The 21,140-nt window shown below is 28.9% G+C and carries 19 protein-coding genes; all 19 read right to left on the bottom strand.

Going from position 1 to position 21,140, the window contains the following annotated elements:
* Nucleotides 1–7 precede the first annotated feature (7 nt).
* On the bottom strand, nt 8–1,330 hold the full coding sequence (gene der, locus BN8917_RS08275) for a ribosome biogenesis GTPase Der (protein ID WP_066873198.1): 1,323 nt from the start codon (nt 1,328–1,330) through the stop codon (nt 8–10).
* 232 nt (nt 1,331–1,562) lie between these two features.
* Nucleotides 1,563–3,296 carry a two-component system histidine kinase PnpS gene (pnpS, locus tag BN8917_RS08270; protein ID WP_066873195.1) on the bottom strand — a complete coding sequence of 578 codons (1,734 nt, stop codon included), beginning with the start codon at nt 3,294–3,296 and terminating at the stop codon, nt 1,563–1,565.
* A 26-nt stretch (nt 3,297–3,322) separates the two neighbouring features.
* A complete protein-coding gene (gene pgeF, locus BN8917_RS08265; RefSeq protein ID WP_066873192.1) occupies nt 3,323–4,027 on the bottom strand; it encodes a peptidoglycan editing factor PgeF in 705 nt (234 codons plus the stop codon).
* Between the two features lie 53 nt (nt 4,028–4,080).
* On the bottom strand, nt 4,081–4,533 hold the full coding sequence (gene nrdR / locus BN8917_RS08260) for a transcriptional regulator NrdR (RefSeq protein ID WP_066873189.1): 453 nt from the start codon (nt 4,531–4,533) through the stop codon (nt 4,081–4,083).
* Nucleotides 4,534–4,598: 65 nt separating this feature from the next.
* A complete protein-coding gene (locus tag BN8917_RS08255; protein ID WP_066875427.1) occupies nt 4,599–4,859 on the bottom strand; it encodes a YlmC/YmxH family sporulation protein in 261 nt (86 codons plus the stop codon).
* A 99-nt stretch (nt 4,860–4,958) separates the two neighbouring features.
* Entirely contained in the window at nt 4,959–5,732 is a 774-nt protein-coding gene (sigG, locus tag BN8917_RS08250) for an RNA polymerase sporulation sigma factor SigG (RefSeq protein ID WP_066873184.1), read from the bottom strand.
* A 78-nt stretch (nt 5,733–5,810) separates the two neighbouring features.
* Nucleotides 5,811–6,518, bottom strand: a complete 708-nt coding sequence (gene sigE / locus BN8917_RS08245) for an RNA polymerase sporulation sigma factor SigE (RefSeq protein ID WP_066873181.1) — start codon at nt 6,516–6,518, stop codon at nt 5,811–5,813.
* A 9-nt stretch (nt 6,519–6,527) separates the two neighbouring features.
* Nucleotides 6,528–7,334 carry a sigma-E processing peptidase SpoIIGA gene (spoIIGA, locus tag BN8917_RS08240; RefSeq protein ID WP_066873179.1) on the bottom strand — a complete coding sequence of 269 codons (807 nt, stop codon included), beginning with the start codon at nt 7,332–7,334 and terminating at the stop codon, nt 6,528–6,530.
* Nucleotides 7,335–7,650: 316 nt separating this feature from the next.
* Nucleotides 7,651–8,757, bottom strand: a complete 1,107-nt coding sequence (ftsZ, locus tag BN8917_RS08235) for a cell division protein FtsZ (RefSeq protein ID WP_066873170.1) — start codon at nt 8,755–8,757, stop codon at nt 7,651–7,653.
* 13 nt (nt 8,758–8,770) lie between these two features.
* A complete protein-coding gene (locus tag BN8917_RS08230) occupies nt 8,771–10,039 on the bottom strand; it encodes a cell division FtsA domain-containing protein (RefSeq protein ID WP_066873167.1) in 1,269 nt (422 codons plus the stop codon).
* An 81-nt stretch (nt 10,040–10,120) separates the two neighbouring features.
* A complete protein-coding gene (locus tag BN8917_RS08225; protein ID WP_066873164.1) occupies nt 10,121–11,173 on the bottom strand; it encodes a type IV pilus twitching motility protein PilT in 1,053 nt (350 codons plus the stop codon).
* Between the two features lie 196 nt (nt 11,174–11,369).
* Nucleotides 11,370–12,074: an RNA polymerase sporulation sigma factor SigK gene (gene sigK, locus BN8917_RS08220; RefSeq protein WP_066873160.1), complete on the bottom strand. Its 705-nt coding sequence runs from the start codon at nt 12,072–12,074 to the stop codon at nt 11,370–11,372.
* Between the two features lie 69 nt (nt 12,075–12,143).
* Nucleotides 12,144–13,787, bottom strand: a complete 1,644-nt coding sequence (locus BN8917_RS08215; RefSeq protein WP_066873157.1) for a penicillin-binding transpeptidase domain-containing protein — start codon at nt 13,785–13,787, stop codon at nt 12,144–12,146.
* Between the two features lie 51 nt (nt 13,788–13,838).
* Entirely contained in the window at nt 13,839–14,462 is a 624-nt protein-coding gene (gene udk, locus BN8917_RS08210) for a uridine kinase (RefSeq protein ID WP_066873154.1), read from the bottom strand.
* Nucleotides 14,455–15,690 (bottom strand): peptidase U32 family protein, encoded by a 1,236-nt coding sequence (locus tag BN8917_RS08205; RefSeq protein ID WP_066873151.1) that lies wholly within the window; start codon nt 15,688–15,690, stop codon nt 14,455–14,457. The genes udk and BN8917_RS08205 overlap by 8 nt, the downstream gene beginning before the upstream one ends.
* Nucleotides 15,691–15,696: 6 nt before the next feature.
* Nucleotides 15,697–16,341, bottom strand: a complete 645-nt coding sequence (locus BN8917_RS08200) for an O-methyltransferase (RefSeq protein WP_066873149.1) — start codon at nt 16,339–16,341, stop codon at nt 15,697–15,699.
* A gap of 16 nt (nt 16,342–16,357) precedes the next feature.
* A complete protein-coding gene (gene mltG, locus BN8917_RS08195) occupies nt 16,358–17,386 on the bottom strand; it encodes an endolytic transglycosylase MltG (protein ID WP_066873140.1) in 1,029 nt (342 codons plus the stop codon).
* Nucleotides 17,387–17,471: 85 nt separating this feature from the next.
* Nucleotides 17,472–19,289: a translational GTPase TypA gene (typA, locus tag BN8917_RS08190; protein ID WP_066873137.1), complete on the bottom strand. Its 1,818-nt coding sequence runs from the start codon at nt 19,287–19,289 to the stop codon at nt 17,472–17,474.
* A gap of 176 nt (nt 19,290–19,465) precedes the next feature.
* Nucleotides 19,466–21,133, bottom strand: coding sequence for a ribonuclease J (locus BN8917_RS08185; RefSeq protein ID WP_066873134.1), 1,668 nt, complete (start codon nt 21,131–21,133; stop codon nt 19,466–19,468).
* Nucleotides 21,134–21,140: the final 7 nt, after the last annotated feature.

Below are 21,140 nucleotides of genomic sequence, written 5' to 3'. Positions count from 1 at the left end.
AAACTATCTACTCCTTTTTTTGTCTATACTCAATCTTAATACCTGTACCTGTAAAATCAAATGCTTCTCTTAATTGATTTTCTAAATATCTTCCATATGAGAAGTGTACACAATTATAATCATTTATAAAGAACACAAATGTTGGAGCTTTTGTAGCTACTTGTGTTGCATAGTAAATTTTTAGTCTCTTAATCCCTACTACTGGTGGTTCCTTCATAAGTACAGCTCTATTTATAACTTCATTAAGAACTCCTGTTCCTATTCTCTTTGAATAGTTGTCATAACACATTTTAGCCATTTCTAAAACTTTATGAACTCTTTGTCCTGTTAGAGCTGATATAAATAGGAATGGTGAATATGATAAGAATTTAAGTTTTGATTTTAAATCAAGCTCATAATTTTTCATTGTCTTATCATCTTTTTCTATAAGATCCCATTTATTAACTATAACAAAAATAGCTTTATGCATTTCATGTGCATATCCTACTATCTTTTCATCTTGTTCAGTTATACCTTCATTAGCATCTATCATAAGAATACATACATCTGCTCTTTCTATCGCTGCATATGTTCTAATAACTGAATATCTTTCTATTTCTTCTTTAACCTTGCTCTTTCTTCTAAGTCCAGCTGTATCTATAAGATTAAACTTTCCTTGTTCTGTTTCAAGGAAACTATCTATCGAATCTCTAGTTGTTCCTGGAACATTACTTACTATAACTCTTTCTTCACCTAAAAGCTTGTTTATTAATGAAGATTTACCTACATTAGGCTTACCTATAAGAGCTATATTAACAATTTCATCATCTTCTTCATCAGCTTCTACTTGATCAAAGTGTTTTACAACTTCATCAAGCATATCTCCAAGTCCAAGTCCTTGTGATGCTGATATTGTTATAGGATCACCAATTCCTAAATTATAGAATTCATACATATTATCTTCATCTTTAAGATTATCTATCTTATTAACAGCAAGAACTACAGGCTTTTTACTCTTTCTAAGCATTCCAGCAACTTCTGAATCAGCAGCTGTCATTCCTTCCTTACCATCAACTATAAATAAGATAACATCAGCCATTTCTATAGCAAGTTGTGCCTGTCTTCTCATTTGCTTTACAATAATATCACTACTTTCAGGTTCTATTCCCCCTGTATCTATCATTGTAAATGGTTTATTAACCCATTCTGACTCTGCATAAACTCTATCTCTTGTAACTCCTGGTGTATCTTCTACTATTGATATTCTTTTTCCAGCTAACTTATTAAATAACGTAGATTTTCCTACATTAGGTCTTCCTACTATCGCAACTATTGGTTTTGCTTTTCCCATATTTACGCCTCCTTATATTGTTCACTTTCATTTTACTCTTTCGTCTAAAAAACATTATGTATCTTTTAATATTTTAAATTAAAATTCCTCTACAAATCCTCTAAAATTCTTTATAAAAAACATAATTATATTTTTTACCATCATTATGTTATATTACATTAATTATAAACTCTAGTCAACTAAATAGACCAATCAAAAGATTTTAAACAATAAAAAAATGTAGTGAAAATCACTACATTTCTTTTAAAACTTTTGGAATTATTATTGTAAACTTAGATCCTTTACCTACTTCACTCCTTAAAGTAATATTCCCTTCAAATGAATTAACTATATGTTTAACTATTGCAAGACCTAATCCTGTTCCACCTGTTTCCCTTGATCTTGCCTTATCTATTCTATAAAATCTTTCAAACACTCTAGTTAAATGCTCCTTAGACATTCCAATACCGTTATCTTCTACTTCTATAACTAAATTATCCTCTTCTTCAAAAAGTCTTAGCCATACAGTAGAATTATCTCCTGAATACTTAACAGCATTATCTACAAGATTTAAAACCATTTGTTTAAATCTATCCTTATTTCCAACTAAAACACAATTTGAATTATTCTCTATATTTACTTCTACATTTCTCTTTTCTGCTTCATTTTCTACTAATATATAAACACTATCTACTATACTATTGACTTCAAATTTTTCTTCTACTTTAACTTCTTTTCTTTCTATATCATATAAAGATAAGATATCTTGTATAAGTCTAGTTAATCTATCTGATTCTTCATCAATTATATCAAGGAATTTATTTCTAGTTTCATCATCTTCAACATATTTTAATGTTTCTGCAAATCCTTTTATAGAAGTTACTGGTGTTTTTAACTCATGAGATACATTTGCAACAAACTCACTCCTCATATTTTCTAGTCTTCTATAATCAGTTATATCTTCTATAACTGCTACAACTCCCATAGCATCAGTTCCTTCTAAAAGTTCAGAAGTTCTTATTCGTATATGTTTTTCTAAAGGTTTATCTATCTTTATCTCAATCTTATCAGCTTTTTCTGCAATTGCCTTAATAACTCTATCATCTTCAATGAGGGTTTCTATCTTTTTACCTTTTATATCATCCTCTTCACCTTCAATTTTAAATATCCTTTTTACATATGGATTTAACATAATAACTCTATGATATTTATCTACAGCTACAACTCCACTTCCCATACTTTTAAGAATAGCAGTAAGCCTACTTTGATTATTAATAAGTTCTTTCATATTTTCTTCAAGCTGATCTGCCATATGATTAAATGATTCACCAAGACTTCCAAGTTCATCATTAGTCATTATTCTAACTCTTTTATGAAAATCACCATGAGCTATTCTTGAAGCTATAAACTGTAAGTCTTTTATTGGATTTATAATACTATTAGTTATTTTAATAGCTATTATAATTCCAAGAATTAATGAAATAATCAAAGCAATTGTATAATATTTTATATCTGTATTTTTAAGTAGTGATCTACCATCAATTATTTCTGAAGTTCTTACTACTGATCCATTTTTTAATAAAGTAGAATAATATATAGTTTCCTCCCCTAGAGTTGTACTAAACCTAACTGACTCACCAAAACCATTTTTCTTTGCAGCTATAAACTCTTCCCTATTAGCATGATTCTCCATACTACTTTCTTTTCCATATGAATCAAATAATACTTTTCCATCACTAGCTATATAAGTTATTCTAAGATTATCCGCCTCAGCAACAGATGATATTTTTGCAAGTCCTTTTATATCTTTAGTTGCATTATCAGAATTATTTTCTAAGAAATAAGTTATAATTTGATTATATTGCTTTAACATTTTCTTTGAATGCTCTATATACCTATAATTAGATATTAAAATATAAAAACTAGTCATTATAATTAAAGAAAACACTATAACAGCTATTGTAGACGTTAATATCTTCTTCTTCATTAGCTCTCCCCCTTATTATTCTTTAATTATTTTGTATATGCAAATGAGAATAATCTTCCTGAACTTTCTTGCTTTCTTCTATAAGAATGTAAATCTATATCTGTAGAGCAATTAGTACATAAATTTAAATCTAAGATATCTTCACTCTTTACAAAATCTTTTAATTGAATTTTTATAGCTTCTTTTAAATCCAACATTCTTAAATCTGCTACAGTTCCACCATACTTATTTACAAACTTCTCTGCAAGTTCTTCACTTACTTCATAGCAACATTTTCCTACACAAGGACCTATTACAACTTTAATATTTTCACAAGAATATTTCTTTCTCATTAGCTCACAAGCTTTTTTACTTATATCAGCAATAGTTCCCTTCCATCCACTATGCACAGCAGCTATAACTTCCTTATCTTTATCATAGATTATCACTGGAACACAATCAGCAGTAAATACTCCTACTATTTCGTTTTTTCTAGATAATATAAGTCCATCAGCCTCACTATCTATACTTTCCTCTTCATCTAAATTAATTAATATATCACTATGAATTTGTTTTGTATAATTAACTTTATTTACTAAAAATATCTTCTTTAACTCATCTAAATTTTTTTGTGTATTTTCTTCTCCGAGCTTATAAGAAATATTATTATATGCTGTTGAAAATACTATATTTATATTTCCATCCTCTATCTTTAAAAATTCTCTTCCATTCTCTATAAATTTATTATACATATTTTTCCCTCCATAATTTAAATAAAAGCATTCATAACTCTATGAATGCTTTTCTATTCTTTCATTAAACTTTTTATTTCTTCCATAAATGTATTTATATCTTTAAACTGCCTATATACAGAAGCAAATCTAACGTAAGATACCTCATCTATTTCTTTTAATCTTTCCATGATTAATTCACCTATGTAATCTGACTTAACTTCTGTTAGCATTTTATTACTTATTTCTTTTTCTATACTTTCTGTAATATCTTCTATTTGTTGTCTAGATATAGGTCTTTTTTGACAAGCTTTTATTAAGCCATTAACTATCTTTTCTTTATTAAAACTTTCTCTAGTTAAATCTTTCTTTATAACTAATATAGGAATATCTTCTATCTTTTCATAAGTTGTATATCTCTTAGAACATTTAAGACATTCTCTTCTTCTTCTAATAGCAGTGTAATCTTCTGCCGATCTAGAATCTACAACTTTGCTTTCTTCATAAAAGCAATATGGACATTTCATTGCTAATCCACACCTTTCTATATATATAGATGTAAATTAATTATACCTTCTTTTTACTATAAATTCTATATATCTCTTAATATTTTTTCCTTTACATCTACAAGAATGCAATCTACGCCAACCTTAACTACATCTTTCCATTCAATTTCAATAACTTCTTGCTTTGCAAACCATGAATTTTTTTCAACTGGTAACAATATAGATAATATCTTATAATTATCACAATCTACTTTAACATCTAAAATAAATCCAAGTTTTTTTCCCTCATTTATATCTATAACTTCTAAATTTCTTAAATCCTTCAAAGAAAATAATCTTTCAGACATAACATTTGTTTCCATAAAAATCCCCCTCTTTTATTAATTAAAATAAAATAGCTCAACATAGAACTATTTTAAATTTTATTCTACATTAAGCTATTTTTTCTATACGTACTTTTTCATATGTTTTAATGCTATTTTCTCAAGTCTTGAAACTTGAGCTTGTGATATTCCGATTTCCTCAGCAACTTCCATTTGAGTTCTACCATTAAAAAATCTCAAAGTTAAAATAAGTTTTTCTCTATCATTAAGCTTTTTCATAGCCTCCTTAATAGAAATATTCTCAAGCCAATTTTTATCTTGACTTTTTGTATCGCTGATTTGATCTACAACATATATGGCATCCCCACCATCATGATATATTGGTTCAAATAATGATACTGGATCTTGAATAGCATCAAGAGCAAATACTACATCTTCTTTTGGAATATCTAATTCCTTAGCAATCTCAGAAACTGTTGGTTCTTTATTATTATCGTTTACTAGTCTATCTCTAACTACCAAAGCTTTATACGCAATATCTCTTAAAGATCTGCTTACCCTTATTGCATTATTATCTCTTAAATACCTTCTTATCTCACCTATTATCATAGGAACAGCATATGTAGAAAACTTGACATTTTGACTTAAATCAAAATTATCTATCGCTTTCATAAGACCAATACATCCAACTTGAAATAAGTCATCAACATTTTCTCCTCTATTATTAAATCTTTGTATAACACTTAATACTAATCTTAAATTTCCTTTTATAAACTTTTCTCTTGATCCATAATCTCCACTATTCATTTTTAAAAGGAGTTCCTTCATTTCTTTTTCTTTAAGTACTGGTAATTTGGATGTATTCACACCACATATTTCTACCTTATTTATCATCATAGTTAAAAATCAACCCCTTCGAAGTAATTACCTAGTGCATTTTAATTATTTCCAAAGAGATCAAAATTTATACAAATCTTAAACCATTTTATTTATTTCTTTTTGTAATCTTTTAATAATTTTCTTCTCAAGCCTTGATATATAAGACTGTGAGATACCTAACATATCTGCAACTTCTTTTTGAGTTTTTTCTTTTGTTCCATAAAGTCCAAACCTAAGTTTTACAATTTCTTTTTCTCTTTCACTCAAGTTTTCCATAGCAACCATTAAAAGTTCCCTATCGACTTCATCCTCTATAAGATTATAAACAATATCATTTTCTGTTCCTAATATATCTGAAAGTAAAAGTTCATTTCCATCCCAATCTATATTAAGAGGTTCATAAAAAGATATCTCTGCTTTAATTTTACTATTTCTTCTTAAATACATAAGTATTTCATTTTCAATACATCTTGATGCATATGTTGCAAGTTTTATATTTTTCTCTGGATTAAATGTATTAACAGCCTTAATAAGACCTATTGTTCCTACAGATATTAAATCTTCTACTCCAACACCTGTATTTTCAAACTTTCTTGCAATATAAACAACTAATCTTAAATTTCTTTCAATCAATACACTTCTTATACTTTCTTCTCCAGAAGCAAGATTACTAACAAGCTTTGCCTCTTCTTCTTTTGTTAGTGGTGGAGGAAGTACATCATTGCCTCCTACATAATAAACTCTTTTAAAGAACACCTTAAGCTTACTAAGTATTCTATTTAATAAACGTTGTATCTTTTCCATATTAACCTCCTATATTACTCCCCTAGATAATAAAGCATTAAAATCTCCATTAGCACTTAGCTTAGTATTACAACAAGCTATTATTGCATCTCTAGTAAATCTCCTTCCCTTTTCATTATTTAAACTTATGTTCTCTACTTTTATTCCCTTCATCTTGCTAGACATTCCATCAACAGTTTTATAAGGTATATAAAAACATTTTGAATCATCTATAAAATATTTATCTATTATATGCTTTTCTAAAATTATTACAGGAAGCATGGTTGCAGGCTCCATTAATTCATTACCTGTATCTAAAAAAGCTTTAGCAGTTATAGTTTGTCCATTTAAATTAAACTCTAAATCATAAATAAAATTACTTACAAATGCTTTATCCTTTAAATATAAATAAATTCTGTAACTCACAATATAAAATATAATCATCGCAAACAATAAATACTTAGTAGAGTAATTATTTATTGTAAAAACTCCAGTTATATTATAAGGATTTTCTGCCATTGCAAATAAAAAACAAAATCCAGAAAAACCTATAGATACTGCAAAAAAGACTGCTACTAATTTAAACATAGCTAAAATCTTGGTTTTACCAGTAACTATATATATCATGATTATTACAACTAAAACTTTTATAAATAAATTAGTAAAAAACTCTAATTCCTTAAAAAGTATTGTTAAAGTATATAAACTTCCCAATATACTAGCTAGTACTATCCTTCTATACTTAAACCTTATCCTACTTAATTGCATAGATATAAGTATTAAAAAAAAGTTTATTAAAAAATTTTCTAATAAAACAACATCTAAGTATACAACCATAGTACCAACTCCTTGTTAACATTATAAAACTTAAATACTTAAAAGTTTGTCGCAATAACTCTTATTAATATAATTTTATTTTTACTTTTTTCTTTTTTTTAGATTATAATACGATATAAAAATATTATTTTTTTATATCAATCTACATATATCTAGATTATTTAATAAATAAAAAGAAACATTATAATACAAAGATGTTGTTTAATGTTCCTTTTTATCTTTTCTTGCTTAATATTAATATTTGAAAACTTTATCTAAAAAAAATAAAACCATCTTATAAAAATAAGATGGTTTTTCATACAATGAATATATTATGTTATCTTCTTGAACCTCTTCTTAAGAAGGCTGGAATACTTAAATCATCTTCTTCCTTAACTTCTTCTTTAGCAGCTGCAACTTCTTCTTTAGCTACAACAGGTTCTTTTTCTATTACTACTTTTTCTTCACTCTTTAACATATTTCTTTGAGTTTCTTTATCAAAGCCAGTAGCAATAACAGTTATTCTTATTTGGTCTTTTAATGATTCATCAATAGCTGTACCAAATATTATGTTAGCATCTGGATCTGCTGATTCTTGAACTATTTCTGAAGCTTCATTTATTTCAAATAAGCTAAGATCAGCTCCACCTGTAATATTTATAAGGACACCAGTTGCTCCTGTTATTGATGTTTCTAATAAAGGTGAACAAATAGCTTCTTCTGCTGCATCTTTCGCTCTTGTATCTCCTGAACCTTTACCAATTCCCATATGAGCTAGTCCTTTATCAACCATAACTGATCTAACGTCAGCAAAATCAAGGTTAATAAGACCTGGGTTAGTAATAAGGTCTGATATACCTTGTACACCTTGTCTTAACACATCATCAGCTTTCTTAAATGAATCTAATAATGTAGTCTTTTTATCAACCATTGATAAAAGTCTTTCATTTGGTATAGTTACTAGAGTATCAACCTTAGCTTTAAGATTTTCAATACCCATTTCTGCATGCTTCATTCTTCTTCTACCTTCGAATGGGAATGGCTTAGTTACAATACCAACTGTTAATATTCCCATTGTCTTAGCAACTTCTGCAACAACTGGAGCAGCACCTGTACCAGTTCCTCCACCCATTCCAGCAGTAATGAAGACCATATCAGCACCCTTTATTGATTCTGTTATTTCTTCTATACTTTCTTCAGCAGCTTTTTTTCCTATTTCAGGATCAGCACCCGCTCCAAGTCCTTTAGTTAATTTATCACCAATTTGAATCTTATGTGTAGCATGTGAAAGCATTAATGCTTGTTTATCAGTATTAATTGCTATAAATTCTACATCCTTAAGACCTTCCATAATCATTCTATTAACGGCATTACTTCCACCGCCACCGCAACCTATTACTTTTATATTAGTGAAATCTTGCATATCCACGTCAAAATCTAACAAAATAATTCCTCCTTTAGAAAATATCCCCTAAAAATCCAAATACTTTAGACAATCCCTTTTTCTTTTCCTTTTTAATTACTTCAGTTTTCTTTTCATCTTCAATCTCATTATTTTTTATATTATTATTATATTCCATAAAAAGTTTTTCTGAAAAATTTTCTTCTTTATATAATAATTTTAACCTATCATATACCTCTTTAACAATAGCAATTGAGACTAATGTTGAAGAATTTTCGAGATTTAACTCATCTTTTGTATATATTGTTATATTTTTTTCCAATATACTTTCAATATAAGCTTGTATATCTTCAAAACAAGTTATTCCATCACCAAAGATTATTATATCCTCTATTTTATCATAAATCCCTGATAATTCTAACTCTTTTTTTACATAGTTTAAAATTTCTTCTATTCTAGCATTTACAACATCATAAAAGAAATCTGCTTCTATTATATTACCATCTGCATCAATCTTTGAAAAATCTCTTCTTAAAGTTATATATGATGAGCTATACTCACATTTAAGTTTTTCAGCTATTTCTTTATCTCTTTCTATTGCAATAGATAAATCATTTGTTATATTTCTTCCACCAAGTGGAACATATCCTAAAGACTTTAATCTATTTTTTGAGAAATAAGCTATTTCTGTCTTATCTGCTCCAACTTCAACTATAACAAGATTTTTGCTAACTGTCTTCTCATCTAAGAAAATTTTTTTTAATGAAGCTATACCTAAAAGAAACCCTTTAATTTCATATCCTAAACCTGAAAAAACTTCTTTTATATCTTCAATTATTTCTTTCTCAGAAACTACAATATCTAAATCGACTTCTAAAGATGATGATTTAATTCTTAATGGATTTTCTACATATCCTTCTTGTTCTGTATAAAACTCATTTATTATCGCATCTGCTATGTACTCATCTTCATTTATTTTTACATTCTTACCATTTAAATAAGCTTTTGATATCTCTTTTGAAGTTATACCTAAATCACTATTTCCTGATAAATGAATTCCTTTATTAGAAATAATTCTTGAACTTTTTGTTCCTAATGATATATATACTGATTTAATACTTTTACCAGTTTTTTCAGAAAGTTTCTTTAAAGCTTCCTTAATACATTCAGCTGCTAATTCTTTATCTTTAATAATACCATTCTCTATACCTTTAGAAAGAACCTCTACACTATCTAAAATTTCAAATTCTGCACTATTATCTCCAGATATAGCAGCAGTTATCTTATTACTGCCTAAATTTAAGGCAACTAAATTACTAAACATATTGTTACCTCCTCTAATCTAAAGTCAAAATTGTATTAACAATGAGATAGGCTGACTAAAATAATTTAGCCAGCTCAATAATTAATATAATATCATTCTACTTAGCATATCTCTATCAACTGAGAAACTTAAGGCTGTATCTGAAGTTATACTCCTATTTTTATAAAGTTCTGCTAAGGCCATATCCATAGTTTTCATTCCATATTTACTTCCAGTTTGTACAGATGACTCTATTTGATGAGTTTTTCCTTCTCTAATTAAATTTTGTATAGCAGGAGTTGATACCATTATCTCAAGTGCTGCTGTTCTACCACCTTCAGTAGTTGGAACTAACTGTTGTGATATAATTCCTTGAAGTACTGTTGATAATTGTACTTTTATCTGCTGTTGTTGATGAGGTGGAAAAACATCTATTATTCTATCTATTGTCTTAGAAGCGCCAATTGTATGAAGTGTTGAGAATACTAAGTGACCCGTTTCAGCTGCTGTAATAGCAATTGATATAGTTTCAAGGTCTCTCATCTCTCCAACTAGAATAACATCTGGATCTTCTCTTAACACAGATTTTAAAGCTCTCTCATAACTTGCAGTATCTTTTCCAACTTCTCTTTGATTTACAATACATTTATTATGTTTATGTAAATATTCTATAGGATCTTCTAATGTAACTATGTGCGCATCCCTTGTCTTATTAATTTCATTTATCATCGCTGCTAGGGTTGTACTTTTACCACTTCCTGTAGGTCCTGTCACTAAAACAAGTCCTCTTTTCTTTTTAGTTAAATCATTTAATATCTGAGGATGTCTTAAATCCTCTAAAGTAGGTATATTAAGACTTATAACTCTTATTGCAAGTGCTGTACTACCTCTTTGTCTAAAAATATTAACCCTAAATCTTCCTGTTCCTAAAATTGAGTATGATGTATCAAATTCACCTGATTCTTGATACTGCTTATAGCTCTCTTCTAAAATTTGTTGTGCAAAACCCTCTGTATCACTTTGAGTGATATACTCATCACCAATTCTTTTTAAGCTACCATTTACTCTTATTGCTGGTTGCATACCCACGGTGAGATGTAAATCAGAGGCTTTTTCTTCGATTGTTATTTTTAACAATTCATCTAAACTAAACATCTACTCCTCCCAATTCTCTTTTTCCCCTATTTATACCCAATACTTTTAGATAAGCAAAATGCTTATCCCATAATCATAGAATAAGCACTTGAAAAGTCTATATGAAATTCATTTGGCTTATTTATAGATATGATTATTCTACATTAGATTATAAACCAAAATTTGATTAAATGCTAGGATTTTAGCTAATTAATAATTAAGATTTATTTTTAGCATTAAACTCCTTAAACAATTTTTTTAAAGCTTTCTTCTCTATTCTAGATACATATGATCTGGAAATCCCTAGAATAAGAGCTATTTCTCTTTGTGTCTTTATCTCTCCATCTAAAAGCCCATATCTCATTTCTATAATTTCTTTCTCTCTTTTATTTAGAGCTTGTTTCATTTTTTTATACAAGGCTTTTACTTGTAAATTATTTTCAACAACTTCAACAACTGGATCTTCTTCACTACTTAAAACATCTATAAGACAAATCTCATTTCCTTCTTTATCAACTCCTATAGGATCTTGAAGATAGACCTCTCCTTTAGTTTTCTTATTATTTCTAAAAAGCATTAATATTTCATTTTCAATACATCTAGCTGCATAAGTAGCAAGTCTTGTCCCTTTTCCCATATTAAAAGAATCTATAGCTTTTATTAGGCCTACTGTTCCTATTGATATTAAATCATCTACTTCTTTATTCGGAAATGAATATTTTTTTACTATATGTGCAACAAGTCTTAGATTTCTTTCTATCAGTATTGCTTTAGCCTCTTCATCACCATCTTTTAATTTTTTGAGATAAAATTCCTCCTCTTTCTCATTGAGTGGCTTTGGGAATGTTGTATTTCCTGTAACATATCCTGTGAAAAAAATATTGCTACTAATCATACTAGCTATATGTTGTAATATAAACACAAGATAATCCTCCTAATAGTGCTTATTAATATAGTATGATTAATAGCTTTTAATTTTGCCTAATTTTCTCTATTTTTTTATAAGTTCTGAAACTATATCACCAAATATAGGAGCTGCTGTATTTCCACCTCCCATTTCTTGACCTTCTTCATTTTTGCCTTTAATATTTGGAACAAATACAACCATATTATAATATTCACCATTTAAATTAAAATAACCTACAAACCAACCATGTGAGCTATCATTGTTTGATTCTGTCGTTCCTGTTTTTCCACCTATCTCTACACCTTCAACGCCAGCTCTTCTACCCGTTCCATCTAATACTGATTCTCTTAATGTATATTTAATTGAATCTGCTTGATGTTTAGATATAGTATCAACAGATTTAGATGAAAAACTTTTTATATTTTTTCCATCCTGACTTTCAACACCTGAAAGTATATATGGTTTTATATATTTACCATCATTAACTATAGTAGACATCATACCAACAACTTGTAAAGGAGTAGCAAGACTTCCTTGCCCTATAGCAGTTATACCTTTTGATCCAGCGCTAGCAGGTACTCCTATACTTTCCATACCAGTTTCTCTATCTAAATTTAGAACACTCTTATAATATCCTTGTGTTTCAGCAAATTTTAATAATTTATCATAACCTACATCTCCGCCAAGTTTTGCAAAAATATTATTGCATGATACTTCCATAGCCCTTTTAACTGATATCTTTCCATGTCTATTACTCTCTTTACATAAAGTTCCTTCACAAACATACTCATCTAAAGGAGTAACATTATTATATTTCATAGCTGCTTCTAAAGTTATTATCTTAAATGTTGAACCTGGTTCAAACCCACTTATTGAACCTGCTCCAGTAACTATATTAGCTTGTTTTTCATCCTTTTGAGCTAAAGCCAAAACTTCTCCAGTACTTCCTTTAACTATAGCAACACCTACATTTTCATAATCCTTATATTCCTCTTTAGATAAAACTCTTCTTACAGCATCTTGATAATCGCTATCTAAAGTTAATCTTATATTTTTATTATTTTTATCTATTTCATATTGTCCTTCTTCATATATACCATCTATATCTTTTTCAAATACTATTTGCGTACTCTTATTATCCTTAGTATATTTAACTATCTGTCCCTCTAAAGAATTTTCATTTTTATCATAATTATCAATATTTTTATAGCCATTAAATCCTTTTTCTTTCATAAGCATATTTTCTATGCTCCAAATGTCCTGATCCTCTTTTTCATCATATTCATATATATATATTCCTTTTAATCCCTCAAGAGATTTAATTCTATTATAAGATTCTTCTGAAACATCATAACTGTACTTACCATATAAATTAATAATCTCTTCAACATTAAAATCTTCCACTTCTTCACTCATAATATAATTAAAGCTTATAAAATTTTCAAGATTTTGATTCATACTATTTAACATAAATGTTCTAGAATCTATCGCTACTTTATATTTTTTTCTATACTCATTTAAATCTTTTCCATTCCTATCTAAAAGTAAATAATTATAGTCTCCTATTTCCTCTTTTTCTATACTATTATTAACTTCTGAACCTGAAACTACAGGATTATATTTATTTTGAACATAAGATAATCTTATTATAAGTACTATTAAAACACCTAATAATACTATTGTTATAATCTTTAATCTCTTTTTTAAAATATATACTTTATTAAACAAAAAAACACCCCTTTCAGCTAAATACTAGCCATCTAAGGGATGTTTTATTCACTATTTAGTTGTTAATACTTGTTTTATCTTTGTAACCATTAAATCAATAGCAACCTTATTTCTTCCACCTTCAGGAATTATAATATCAGCATATTTCTTTGTTGGTTCTGTAAATTGATTATGCATTGGTTTAACAACATTTAAATATTGACTTATAACTGATTCAATAGTTCTTCCTCGTTCATTTATATCTCTTACAAGTCTTCTTATTATTCTAACATCTGCATCTGTATCAACATAGATTTTTATATCTAAAAGCTCTCTTATTCTTGGGTCTTCTAATACTAATATACCTTCTACAATTATAATATCTTTAGGCTCTACTATAACCTTTTTATCACTTCTATTATGAATAGTAAAATCATAAACCGGTTTTTCAATAGCTTTACCAGCTAATAAACTTTGTAAGTTTTCAAGTAAAAGATCATTATCAAACGCATTTGGATGATCATAGTTTGTTTTAGATCTTTCCTCTGGTGATAAATGACTTTGATCCTTATAGTAAGAATCTTGTTCCATCATAGCAATGCATTCTTCTGTGAACTTTGCATATATTTCTTTAGCTATTGTACTTTTTCCTGAACCAGTTCCCCCTGTTATTCCTATTAGTATTGGTCTACTCATTAGCTTTTGCCTCCTTGCTTTTAATAAGCATATCTTTTGCTTCTAATTTCTTTTCACTCTTTATCTTAAAGATCATTTTAGCTTTATTAGCTACATCAATCTTTTCATCATTTTCATCATGCATATCATCTAATTTAACAGTGAAGAAATCACCTTTAGCTCTTAATACTTCTACTTCATCACCTTCAAAGACTCTATTTCTTTGTTCAATGACCGCAATCTTAGTTTCTTCATCGTAAGATAATACTGTACCTATAATATCATAATCTCTAACATAAGCTGATGTTTCATATACTTGAGATTCTGATTTTCCAAAATAGAATCCTGTATGATATTTTCTATGACTTATTTTAAGTAAGATTTCCATCCATTTTGGATTAAACTTATATTCTGCTGGATTTTCCCAATAAGCATCTAAAGCTTCTCTATAAGCTTTAACTATTGAAGCAACATAGAATTCACTCTTCATTCTTCCTTCAATTTTAAGAGAATATATTCCACTTTCAACTATTTCAGGTATATATTCTATCATACATAAATCTTTAGAATTCATGATATATGTTCCATTTTCATCTTCAACTACAGGATAATATTCTCCAGGTCTCTTTTCTTCAACTAAATGATACTTATATCTGCAAGCTTGTGAACAAGCTCCTCTATTAGCATCTCTTCCTGTCATATAGTTTGATATAAGACATCTTCCTGAATATGCCATACACATTGAACCATGAACAAAAGCTTCTAAATCACATTCTTCAGGTAAATTTTCTTTTATTGACTTGATTTCCCTAAAGCTAAGTTCCCTAGCTAAAACTATTCTCTTAACTCCTTGATCATACCAGAACTTTGCAGCTCTCCAATTGACATTATTAGCTTGTGTACTTAAATGTATTTCTAATTCTGGTGCTACTTGTTTTGCAGTAACTATTATTGACGGATCAGCTACAATAATTGCATCAACATTTAATTTAGCTAATCCTTCTATATATTCTTCTAATCCATGTAAGTCTGCATTATGAGGAAATACATTCATAGTTACATAAACTTTTCTTCCTCTTTCATGTGCATATTTTACACCTTCTGCAATTTGTTCATTTGTAAAATTATCAGCAAAAGCTCTAAGGTTAAGTTTGCTTCCACCTATATATACTGCATCTGCACCAAAATCTATAGCTGTTTTAAGTTTTGTTAAATTTCCACCTGGTGCAAGAATTTCTGGTTTTCTCATTTTAGTCTACCTCCTCTTAGTTATAGCAATGCCATCTCCCATTGGTATAACCGTAGTTATAAGATTTTCATCTTTGGATACAAGCTCTAAGTATTCTCTCATTCTCTTGACAATTGTTATTTTTCTTCTTTTAACCAACTCATCTGAAGCTACCATCCCTCTAAATAAAACATTATCTGCTATTATAATACCTTTATCATCTAATAATCTTAAACAATGAGGTAAGAAATGATTATAATGGCCTTTACCAGCATCCATAAAAATAACATCAAATTTTTCATCTAAAGTTTCTAGAATTTCTAAACAATCGCCTTCAAGGATTTCTATCTTATCTTCTAGACCATTCTTTTTTATATTCTGCTTTGCAAACTCAACCATTTGTTCATTTCTTTCAATAGTCTTAATATAGCAATCTCCATTTGCTGCTTTATTCATAAGAATTGCTGAATAACCTATAGCTGTTCCAAGTTCTAAAATTTTCTTTGGTTGTTTTAATGAAATCATAAACTCTAAGAACTTTGCTCCCTCTTTTTGAATTATAGGAACTGAGTTTTTTTCTGCAAAATCCTCTAGTTCCTTAAATTCATTTTTACTTTCTGGGATAAGAGCTCTTAAATATTCTTCCATATATTCAAAGCTTACTCCACTCATTCAAATTAAACTCCTTTTAATTATAGCCTAAATCTTTTTTAGCTTTTAAGAAATCTTCATAATTATTAGTAAAGTAATGTTTATTACCTTCACCTAAAATATAATATAAATAATCTGTCTTAGCTGGCTTTAATGCTGCCTCTATTGACTCTATTCCTGGATTACTTATAGCTCCTACAGGAAGACCTTTTACTACATAAGTGTTGTAAGGTGAATCTACTTTTAAATTCTTAAAGTAAACTTTATCTTGATGATGTCCCATAGCATATAAGACAGTTGCATCTAATTGTAAAGGCATTCCTTTTGCTAATCTATTATATATTACAGAAGAAACTAAATATCTATCCTCTTGAGTATTTGCTTCTTCTTCAATCATTGAAGCTATAGTTATATATTTTTGATAATCTTGTTCAGGTACATTTACTCCTGTTGCCTTTTCAGCTTGTTTCATAACCTCTTGGAATTTATTTAACATCATAGAAATTATGTCATTAGCTGTAGCTGTTTTAGGAATATAGTATGTATCTGGATATAAGAATCCTTCTAGATTATATCTTCTTTCAGGATTTGGTGTTATATAACTTGGAAGCGGATAATTCTTAACTGCATCTAAAAATACATCTTTTTGAACTATTCCATCCTTAGCTAAAGTATCTGCCATTTGTTCTATAGTATACCCTTCTGGGAAAGTTACTTTATAAGAAGCCACAGATCCTTTTACTAACATATCAATAAAACTCTTTAAATCCATATTAGATTCTACTTGATAATTTCCTGGTTTAATATTCTCACTTGAAGAATGAAGTTTTAAATATATCTTAGTAAAAAATGGGCTGCTTAAAAGATTCTTACTTTTCAATTCATCTAACACTGTATTTAATGATTCGCCCTGTTGAACTTTTAAGTCAAATATTTTTTCAGTTGTGTTAAAAGGTTTATTTTCTGTAGAATTATATTTAAAAGCACAAACTCCTAACACTGCTGTACCTATTATAACTACAATAAGTAAGGCAATCATCTTTTTTGACTTCCATACCCCGTTCATGGAATACCTCCTATTATATAGTATAAATAGCCAAAAAATTTTTGGCTATCTACTATATTATAATATTTTTCTACAAATTAATAAACTACTTTCTTGAAGCTCTCTTTCTTTCGTTAGAATCTAAAATTCTCTTTCTCATTCTAACACTTACAGGTGTAACTTCTACAAGTTCATCATGAGCAATGAATTCTAAACATTGTTCTAATGACATTTCTCTATGTGGAACAAGCTTTAAAGCATCATCTGAACCTGAGGCTCTTGTATTTGTAAGTTGTTTTTTCTTACAGATATTAACTTCTAAGTCTTCTGCTCTTGAACATTCTCCAACTACCATACCAGCATAAACTTCTGTTCCTGCTCCTATGAATAATGTACCTCTATCTTGAGCATTGAATAATCCATAAGCTACAGCTGTACCTGATTCAAAAGCAATTATTGAACCTCTACTTCTAGCTGGCATATCACCTTTAACTTTTTCATATCCATCAAATACATGGTTCATGATACCATTTCCCTTTGTATCTGTCATGAATTCATTTCTAAATCCTATTAATCCTCTTGCAGGTATTTTGAACTCAAGTCTTGAGTATCCATTTACTGCAGAAGTCATGTTAACCATTTCTCCCTTTCTTGGTCCTAACTTTTCCATAACAGGTCCCATGAATTCTTCAGGAACATCTATTGTTAAGTGTTCCATTGGTTCAACCTTAACTCCATCAATTTCTTTGAAGATAACATTTGGTTTAGAAACTTGTAATTCAAATCCTTCTCTTCTCATTGTTTCTATAAGTATTGATAAGTGAAGTTCTCCTCTACCACTTACTTCGAAACATTCAGGTGTTATTTCTACAACCTTTAAACTTACGTTAGTTTCAAGTTCCTTCATTAATCTATCTCTTAAATGTCTTGATGTAATGAATTCTCCTTCTTTTCCTGCGAATGGTGAATTATTAACCATAAAGTTCATGCTTAATGTAGGCTCGTCTATTTTAACAAATGGAAGTGCTTCTGGATTAGCAGCATCTGTTATAGTTTCACCTATGTTAACATCTTCTATACCACTGATAGCAACGATATCACCTATTGTAGCTTCTTCAACTTCTTCTCTCTTAAGTCCGTTATATGTATATATGCTTGAAATCTTGAATTTAGTTATATCTCCATTTTCTCTAACTATAGCAGCTTGTTGATTTCTCTTAGCTACCCCTCTTTCAATTCTTCCGATAGCAATCTTTCCTACATATTCACTTGAATCAAGAGTTGTTACAAGCATTTGTAATCCTGCTTCTTTATCTCCAACTGGTGCTGGTACATGTGAAATTATTAATTCAAATAAATCTTTCATGTTATCTTTAGGATTTTCTAAATCTACTGTAGCAATTCCTTCTCTAGCTGATGCATAAGCTATTGGGAAATCTAATTGTTCGTCTGTAGCTCCAAGTTCTAAGAATAATTCAAAAACTTCATCTATAACTTCTTCTGGTCTAGCATCTGGTTTATCTATCTTATTTATAACAACTATAGGTTTTAATCCAAGTTCTAAAGCTTTTCTTAAAACGAATTTAGTTTGAGGCATTGGTCCTTCATATGAATCAACTACTAAAATAACGCTATCTACCATCTTAAGTACACGTTCAACTTCTCCACCGAAATCTGCGTGTCCTGGTGTATCTATAATGTTAATCTTCTTATCACCATAATGAACTGCTGTGTTCTTTGAAAGTATTGTTATTCCTCTTTCTTTTTCAAGATCATTAGAGTCCATAACTCTTTCTTGAACCTTTTCATTTGTTCTAAATATATTACTTTGCTTTAATAGTGCGTCAACTAAAGTAGTCTTACCATGGTCAACGTGAGCAATAATAGCTATATTTCTTATATCTTCTCTTACAAAATTACTCATTGTATTTCCTCCAATTTTTCATTTGCATTTTACTGCATAAAAAATTGGATACTTTTTACAGTACCCAATTTCACTTCTTATTATAAAATTTTAAACTTTTAAAATTAAATTGTCAATATTAAAATATTTTATTAGTAAAAATGCAAATATTTAAACATTAAAATTTCATCTTAAAATTATATTTCCATAATAATAGGTAATATCATAGGTCTTCTCTTTGTCTTTTCATATAAGTATGCTCTTAAAGTATCTCTTATACTTGACTTAATAGTTGCCCAATCTTTAATATTTTTATCTTCACAATCAGCTAAAGCATCCTTAACAGAATTTTTAGCTTCTCCCATAAGATCTTCAGATTCTCTTACATATACAAATCCTCTTGATATAATATCTGGACCTGATGCAATATATCCACTAGCTTTATCTATAGTTACAACAACTATCACTATACCATCTTGTGATAAATGTCTTCTATCTCTTAAAACTATATTTCCAACATCACCAACACCTAATCCATCAACAAATACTTGGCCTGCACTTACAGTTCCATTTTTCTTAATAGAATCTCTTGTAAGTTCTACAACATCACCATTTTCAACGATGATAGTATTTTCTTTTGGCATACCAAGTTCTTGTGCAAGCTCAGCATGTTTCTTTAGATGTCTATATTCTCCGTGAACTGGCACAAAGAATTTAGGATTTACTAGACATTGCATTAATTTTAATTCTTCTTGACATGCATGCCCTGATACGTGAATTCCTTCTGAATGATGATGTATAACTTCAGCACCCTTCTTAGATAATTGATTTATAACTTTTGATACAAGTTTTTCATTACCTGGAATAGGTGTAGCTGAAATTATAACAGTATCTCCTGGTAAAATATTTAACTTTCTGTGTTCTGAAGCAGCCATTCTAGCTAAAGCTGACATTGGCTCTCCTTGGCTTCCAGTTGTTATAATAGCCATTTGATCTGCTGGATACTTATTAATATTATCAATATTAACTAAAGTTCCTTTTTGAATTTGTAAATATCCAAGTTCAACTGCAACTTGAATTATATTTTCCATACTTCTTCCTGAAACAGCAATCTTTCTTCCGTATAATTCTGCTGCTTCAACAATTTGTTGAATTCTATGAATATTTGATGCAAATGTAGCTGTTATAACTCTACCTTTTGCCTTTCCAAATATTCTATTAAGCTTTTCTCCAACTGTTTTTTCTGAAAGAGTATATCCTGGTTTTTCTACATTTGTTGAATCTGATAAAAGTGCAAGAACACCTTTCTTACCAAGTTCTGCAAATCTACCGAAATCCATTCTTTGCCCATCAATAGGTGTATATTCTACCTTAAAGTCTCCAGTATGAAGTATAACCCCCATTGGTGTATGAACAGCTATAGCAACTGAATCTGCTATACTGTGATTTGTTTTTATAAACTCTACTGATACTGAGTTTAATTTGACTATATCTCTTGACTTAACTGTAATTAATTCAGTTGAAGCTAATAGTCCATGTTCTCTTAATTTTGTTTCAAGAATACCTAAAGTTAACTTAGTACCATATACTGGAACATTTAATTGTTTTAATATATATGGTATTGCACCTATGTGGTCTTCATGCCCGTGAGTAATGAAAAGTCCTCTTACTTTACTTGCATTTTTAATTAAATAGGAGATATCAGGTATAACTATGTCAATTCCGTACATATCATCATCTGGAAACTTAAGTCCACAATCCACAACAACTATATCGTCTTTAAATTCAATAGCTGTTATATTTTTTCCTATTTCATTAATTCCACCTAAAGGTATTATTCTTGCCTTTAGTTTTTCGCGTTTCATAATTCCC

The sequence above is a fragment of the Clostridium mediterraneense genome, from assembly GCF_900091705.1.
Taxonomy (GTDB): domain Bacteria; phylum Bacillota; class Clostridia; order Clostridiales; family Clostridiaceae; genus Sarcina; species Sarcina mediterraneense.
Note: the sequence above shows the minus strand (reverse complement) of the source record. Positions and strands in the feature narration are given on the sequence as shown.